This is a genomic window from Peribacillus sp. NPDC096622 (assembly GCF_044762665.1).
GTDB lineage: Bacteria > Bacillota > Bacilli > Bacillales > DSM-1321 > Peribacillus > Peribacillus frigoritolerans_B.
On the sequence record NZ_JBIWES010000001.1, the window covers coordinates 700,959 to 707,320 of the forward strand.

At 44.7% G+C, this 6,362-nt stretch carries 6 protein-coding genes; all 6 read right to left on the reverse strand.

Going from position 1 to position 6,362, the window contains the following annotated elements; genetic code table 11:
• Positions 1–2 precede the first annotated feature (2 nt).
• Positions 3–407 carry a DoxX family protein gene (locus tag ACIQYG_RS03375; RefSeq protein ID WP_402835468.1) on the reverse strand — a complete coding sequence of 135 codons (405 nt, stop codon included), beginning with the start codon at positions 405–407 and terminating at the stop codon, positions 3–5.
• A gap of 301 nt (positions 408–708) precedes the next feature.
• Positions 709–1,473 (reverse strand): ABC transporter ATP-binding protein, encoded by a 765-nt coding sequence (locus tag ACIQYG_RS03380; RefSeq protein ID WP_402835469.1) that lies wholly within the window; start codon positions 1,471–1,473, stop codon positions 709–711.
• On the reverse strand, positions 1,470–2,267 hold the full coding sequence (locus tag ACIQYG_RS03385; protein ID WP_402835470.1) for an ABC transporter ATP-binding protein: 798 nt from the start codon (positions 2,265–2,267) through the stop codon (positions 1,470–1,472). The genes ACIQYG_RS03380 and ACIQYG_RS03385 overlap by 4 nt, the downstream gene beginning before the upstream one ends.
• Entirely contained in the window at positions 2,264–3,040 is a 777-nt protein-coding gene (nikC, locus tag ACIQYG_RS03390; RefSeq protein WP_402835496.1) for a nickel transporter permease, read from the reverse strand. Before nikC ends, ACIQYG_RS03385 begins: the two co-directional genes overlap by 4 nt.
• A gap of 53 nt (positions 3,041–3,093) precedes the next feature.
• Positions 3,094–4,047 carry a nickel ABC transporter permease gene (gene nikB / locus ACIQYG_RS03395; RefSeq protein WP_402835471.1) on the reverse strand — a complete coding sequence of 318 codons (954 nt, stop codon included), beginning with the start codon at positions 4,045–4,047 and terminating at the stop codon, positions 3,094–3,096.
• The gene (gene nikA, locus ACIQYG_RS03400) at positions 4,048–5,577 is read right to left on the reverse strand and encodes a nickel ABC transporter substrate-binding protein (protein WP_402835472.1); all 1,530 of its coding nucleotides are present in this window, start codon (positions 5,575–5,577) and stop codon (positions 4,048–4,050) included. It abuts the gene before it with no gap.
• Positions 5,578–6,362: the final 785 nt, after the last annotated feature.

Below are 6,362 nucleotides of genomic sequence, written 5' to 3' on the forward strand. Positions count from 1 at the left end.
TGTCACATCCCTTTTTTATTGAAAATCACGTTATCCAACGAAAGAACCGTGCGGTTTGCACACGCTAGATAGACAGACATGGCAAGCAGTGCCAAGTCCAATTCGTAACCCGCCGCTTGCCCGTTTCCTAGAAAACCAGCAGGTAATTTAGCCGTGAAAATCGCCCCCGCCATAATGACTGCAAATAGGACGGAAACGATTCGTGTTCCCAAACCCAGTATAACCGCAAGTCCTCCGATCAATTCGATTCCTGCAACGATGTACGCCATGAAGCCAGGAATGCCAAGGCTATCGAAAAATCCTGCCGTATTTCCTATGCCTCCTTGAAACTTTGAAACGCCGTGAATGAAAAAAGTAAGACCTAAAATTACCCTTAAAAAAAATTGGGCTGCATCATTTTTATTCATGTATGAACTCTCCTTTTGTCGGTTACTTTATGTAAGTGATTATATTTTAATAAGTATATAATGTCAAGTAAGTTTATTGGAATTTCATTTTTCCCCAAAATAAAAACGAATTGCCGAAGCAACTCGTTCCATGGTGTTCTATTTAAATGTACTAAATGGTTGAATTGATGATGAAGGAATCCGGCAATCGTTCTCCCGACTTCCTAGAACTCTATCTAATGAATGAAACCATAAGGCTTCTATACGTAGGAACTACAGGATTACTGCCCTTATGAGCGTAAGGTGATAAGTGGCGGGTAATTCAGTCAAACATCGAAATCAGTTCTTTTGTGTATGAATGGCGATCGCTGCAAAAAAGCTGTTCGTTTTCGAAAGAATCCACAATAACACCTCCCTTCATCACCATGATCCGTTGGCTCATCTCCTGTACTGCCGATAGATCATGAGAAATGAAAAGGTAGGAAATGTCCAAAGTCTCCCGCAGCCCGCCTAACAATTTCAGCACCGCCGCTTGAGAAAGGACGTCCAGGCTTGAAGCCGGTTCATCCAATATTATAAGGGCCGGTTCAATGCTGATCGCGCGTGCAATGGTCACCCGCTGTTTTTGTCCTCCGCTTAGCTCATGCGGGTAACGTTCAGCAAAACTCTTTGGAAGCTCCACGCTTTCCAGGAGCTGACCGATAAAGTTCGCTTCACTTGTATACGTAAAATATTTCATATTGACCTGACTGCCAAATTGAAGATATGGATCCATTAGTGAATCTTTAATCCTTAGTTTTGGATTCAAGGCAGATGCAGGATTTTGCAAAACGGCCTGGATGTTCTTGCGATAAGGTTTTAAACTGCGTTCGCTTTTGTTTTGCAGCGCGGTTCCTTCAAATAAGATGCTGCCCTTGTCAAAGGATTCAATCTGAAGGATGAGTCTTGCCAGTGTGCTTTTTCCGCAGCCGCTCTCCCCCACTAACCCGAGGCATTCCTTCCTTTCAATGCTGAAATTCACGCCCTTTAGTATTTCCACTCCGTTATCATAGGTTTTATGGACATTTCGTACTTCTAATAAACTCACCCTGACACTCCTTCAAGCTTAATTGGAATTCTCCTCAATGATGGCGATGATTGAATCAGTTTTTTCGTATAAGCATGCTGCGGATGGTTCAAAACCTGATTTTTATCACCGGTCTCAATGATGGCCCCGTCTTTCATGACCGCAATGCGATCCGCATACTTCCTGACATGACGTAAATCATGAGTAATGAACAAGACGGCACATCCGGTTTCTTTTTGGAGCTTTGATAACAGTTGCAATACCTTAAAGGAAGATACACTGTCCAAGGCTGTAGTCGGTTCATCCGCTATCAAGATATCAGGTTCAAGTAAAAGGGCTATTGAAATGGATACGCGTTGAAGCTGCCCACCGCTTAATTGAAAAGGGTACCTGCCATAGATATCTTCATTCAGGCCCACCGAAATGAGCGCATTGACCGCTTGCTGCCGCCTTGCCTTTTTGGACAGGTTCAAATGTGTCCGTTGATATTCGTCGAAATGCTGACCGATGGTAAGGAACGGTGTGAAAGAACCCTGGTAATCTTGAAAAATATAAGCAAGGCGCTTTCCGCGAATCTTCCTGATTTCAGAGGAAGATAGCGTTAAAAGATTCTTTTCCCCGTACCATATTTCCCCCTTCGCTTGGAGATTGGGTGCAAGCAGTTGACATATTGCCATGGCCGTCATGCTTTTGCCGCTCCCGCTTTGTCCGACAAGTGCGAACCACTCACCTTCCTGCACATCTAATGAAAGATCCTTGACGATATGATTTTGCTTTCCCATGATATGCAGCTGCCTAACGGATAAAATGCTCATGATCCCACCTCCTTTTTCACATCGAATGCATCGCGTAAATAATCACCGAGTATGTTGGATAGAAGGACGACAAAAACGATGGCGAGCCCAGGGTAAATCATCAGCAACATATTGGATTGAAAGTATGGACGGGCATCATTCAGCATGGCCCCCCACTCCGGTGCCGGCGGCTGCGCCCCGAGCCCGATATATGATAAGGAAGATATGAGCAAAATGATTTTTCCTAAATCAAGGCTAGAAAGGACAAGCACGTTCCCGATCAGGTGCGGAAATAGATGCTTCCACATGATCCCAAATGAACTTAATCCATTGATTTTAGCAGCTGTGACATAATCCTTCTGACGTTCCGTGATCACTGTACTTCGCACAAGACGGGCATAATTCACCCATTTCACCAGAACGATCGCCAACAGGAGATTCTCGATTCCTGGACCTAATAGGCCACTAAGTACAATGGCAACGATCGTATCGGGGAATGCAAGAAAAGCGTCTGCAATGCGCATGAAGATCCGATCGATCAGACCTCCTTTAAAACCGGCAATCACACCGAATGGGACGCCGATGATAACGGCGGCCAACAGGGATAAGAGGCCGTAGCCAACCGTCTGCTGTGCGCCAAGCAGAAGACGCGTCAATACATCACGCCCAAGATGATCCGTCCCTAACGGATGTTCCATGCTCGCCGGCCATAGCCTTTCTCCCAGATTGACCAGGGATGGATCATGTTTCAGAATAAGAAAGGTGTAAGCCGCAACGGCAAGCACTGTAGCCATCACCGTAAATAGGACGGTCATTCTCCAGCGCCTTTTGGATTTTTCTTTGATAGCTAACTCCATTTTCCATGCTTCCTTTCCTTCAGTCTTAGCTCCGGATTTAAATAACGATAAGATAAATCCACGGCACTATTAACCATGAATACAATGATGGCCATGACCAAAAGGTACCCTTGGATAACTGGATAATCCCGGGACCGGATCGAGTCCACGACCATCTTACCTATCCCTGGATAGGCAAAAATCACTTCGATCACGACTACACCGCCGATCAAGCTTCCAAGGCTGACACCGAATACGGTAATGACCGGGGGCAAGCTATAACGAAATGCATGTGCAAAGAATATCCGCATCTCTGAAATCCCCCTTGATCGGGCAGCCCTGATGAAATCATGACTTAGGGAATCTATCAAACTCGAACGCAGCAAACGGACGTACACACTTGTGATGGCCAGCCCCAGCGTGACCGACGGCAGAATCAAAGAACGAAATCCGTCCCTGCCCATCGTTGGAAGGGCTCCCCATCGCACCGCAAATAAATCTATCAAGAGCAGCCCAAGCCAAAAGCTAGGAATGGCTGCCCCCAATAAAGAAACGGCACGGCTGAATTGATCAATCCAGCTTCCCCTGTACAAGGCAGCTAGCGAACCTAATGGAATGGCTATAACTAGCATCACAAGCAATGCGCCAACCGCCAGCTCAAGTGTGGCAGGCAGCCCGCTCATGATCATTTCCATCACAGGCTGATTCGTCAGATAGGAATGCCCGAAATCCAATCGGATAAAGTCCGCGAACCAATCGCCATACTGCACTAACAGCGGATCATTGAACCCCAATTCTTCACGGAGCTCATTGACTTGCTCGTTTGTGATTGACACATCATCCACTTGAAGTATCGAGAGAACCGGGTCGCCTGGAGCAAGCCGAACAAAAAGGAAAGAGATGAATGTAATCACAAGGACAAAAATCACGACCTCAATGAATCGGCGGACTAAGATGCGAAACATTCACTTCACATCCAATTCATTCGTCAGCATGTAGTATTCGCTTCTCGAAGTGATCCAGTTTTTAACTTTATCGGCATCATAAGCAACAAGTGTATTCGGATGTAAAATGAATGAATTATACACCTTTTCATCCACATACATCGCAATCTCCTCAGCTAAATCCGAGCGCTCCTCCTGTCCGACCGTTACGTTCAGCTTATCAATCAAGGAAGTCAGGCGATCATCATCGGCCCCACTGAAGTTCAAGGCTCCCTTTGGATGATAAGTAGCATTTAAATAATAGCCGGCATCCCCGCGCGGAGCCGTTAAATTGCTGTAGGTCGTTAAATCCCAATCCCGATTTGCTGCCATATACTCTTCAGGAATTTCAATTTGCTTGATTTTCACATCAATCCCCAACTGGCCTGCATCCGATTGAAAAACTTGGGCAATTAACGGCAGGTCGGCACGTGAACTGTATGTAAGCAGTGTAAACGTTAACGGTTTGCCGTCCTTTTGCATGACACCATTCACTTTCTTATATCCCGCCTGATCAAGAAACCCCTTAGCCGCTTCCATTCCATTCGTTTTTTTCGGATAATTCGGAGCAAAAGAGAAAGTTGATGGGAATGGCCCTGTTGCCACTTCTGCATGACCATGTAAAATCGTTTCCGCTATGGATGAACGGTCGATCAAGGCATCTATCGCCTTTCGGACGTGTATGTCCTGCAATGCTTTACGCTCCAAATTCATCGTCATTTGATGTACGCGGAAAGTCGATGTCGATTCAACCTTCACACCATCTATCGCCTTTAAATTCTCCAGGCTTTCTACTTCTGGACGGAAAACAATATCGGCGTCTCCCGATTCAAGGGCAAGAGACCGTGCATTGGCATCTTCATTAAACGAAAACCTGGCTCCCTCAAGCTTTGCAGCTCCATCCCAGTAAGACTCATACCGTATTAAATCAACAGCCGTACCTGGTATGAATTTCGAAACGGCAAATGGCCCGGTTCCTATTGGCTTGTTTATATAGTCACTTTCCTTCACGTCAATAATTGAAGTATTTGGATGGACCAATTCAGAAGGAAACTCAGGAAAAGGAACCTCCGTCTTAATGGTCAGCGCATTCCCGTCCGCCTCAATCGACTCAATGCGCAAAGCATTCTTGATCGCGAGACTATCTTTCATCGCCCTCTCCAAGGAAGCCTTGACCGCTTTGCCATCCATCGGCCTTCCATTCTGAAACGTCACACCCTCCCTTAACTCGAAGTTCCATAATTGACCATCCTTACTATCCCAGCTTTTCGCCAGCCAAGGTTCAATCGTCAAATCCTCATCATTGAGATGCACCAATGTCTCAGTGATCCCAGCCCTTAGTGACACATAACTAGTATCAACATTCGGATCAAGCGAGCTTGTCGCAAAATTAAAAAGCAAGTTCACTTCCTTCTTCCCTCCCACTTGATCTTTCGCAGACTCGGTGGAACAAGCAGCCAAAAGAAAGAATGATAAACATACGATAAAAATCGATTTACATTTTCTGAACACGATATATTTCCTCCATTACCCTAACTATTTTTAATTGGCTGCCGTAAAATCGTATTGATTACGATTTAGATGGCAGCTTTACCATATGACAAACCACGTAACACATTGCCGAATGCTTATCCGAAATCAAACTATGTACGGATCCTCGAGAGTAAACACGTATTCACGAGTAAATGTGCCAAACTCACGAGTATTTGTCCCAAATTCACGAGTATTTACTCCAAATTCACGAGTAAATGTGCTAAACTCACGAGTATTTGTTCCGAATTCACGAGTTTTCGCTCCAGACTCACGAGTTTTTGCTCCACACTCGTGAGTAACAGCTCTAAATCTCGTGCAATAGCCCAAAATTTCAAGTAAATGAACCCAACTCTCGATTTATTGCACAAATCCCCCTATCTTCAAGCAATTCCTAATATTTTCAGCCCTTTTTGTCAAACAAATCAAAATGGTTACGATTTATACTTTAAAAAACTCTCTAGTCTTGACTGTCTTTCATTATAAAACGTCATGATTACTGTTTACAAGGTTTTTTTTGAGTTTTAAAGATTATCTGATACCAGTTCCTTCTATTAATCTTAAGGTACGTACATTCCCCATTCAATAAAAGAAAAAGCTAACTTTGTCGCGAAAGAGAAAACAAACATAATGTATCTCACTTTTCCAGATTTATTCAGCGCTTGATGCAGACAATCGAGTAGGAGGAGGTGCCTAGCCTCCGACCTCTCACACCACCGTACATACCGTTCGGTATACGGCGGTTCAGTTTAAGTCTGACGTAGTTT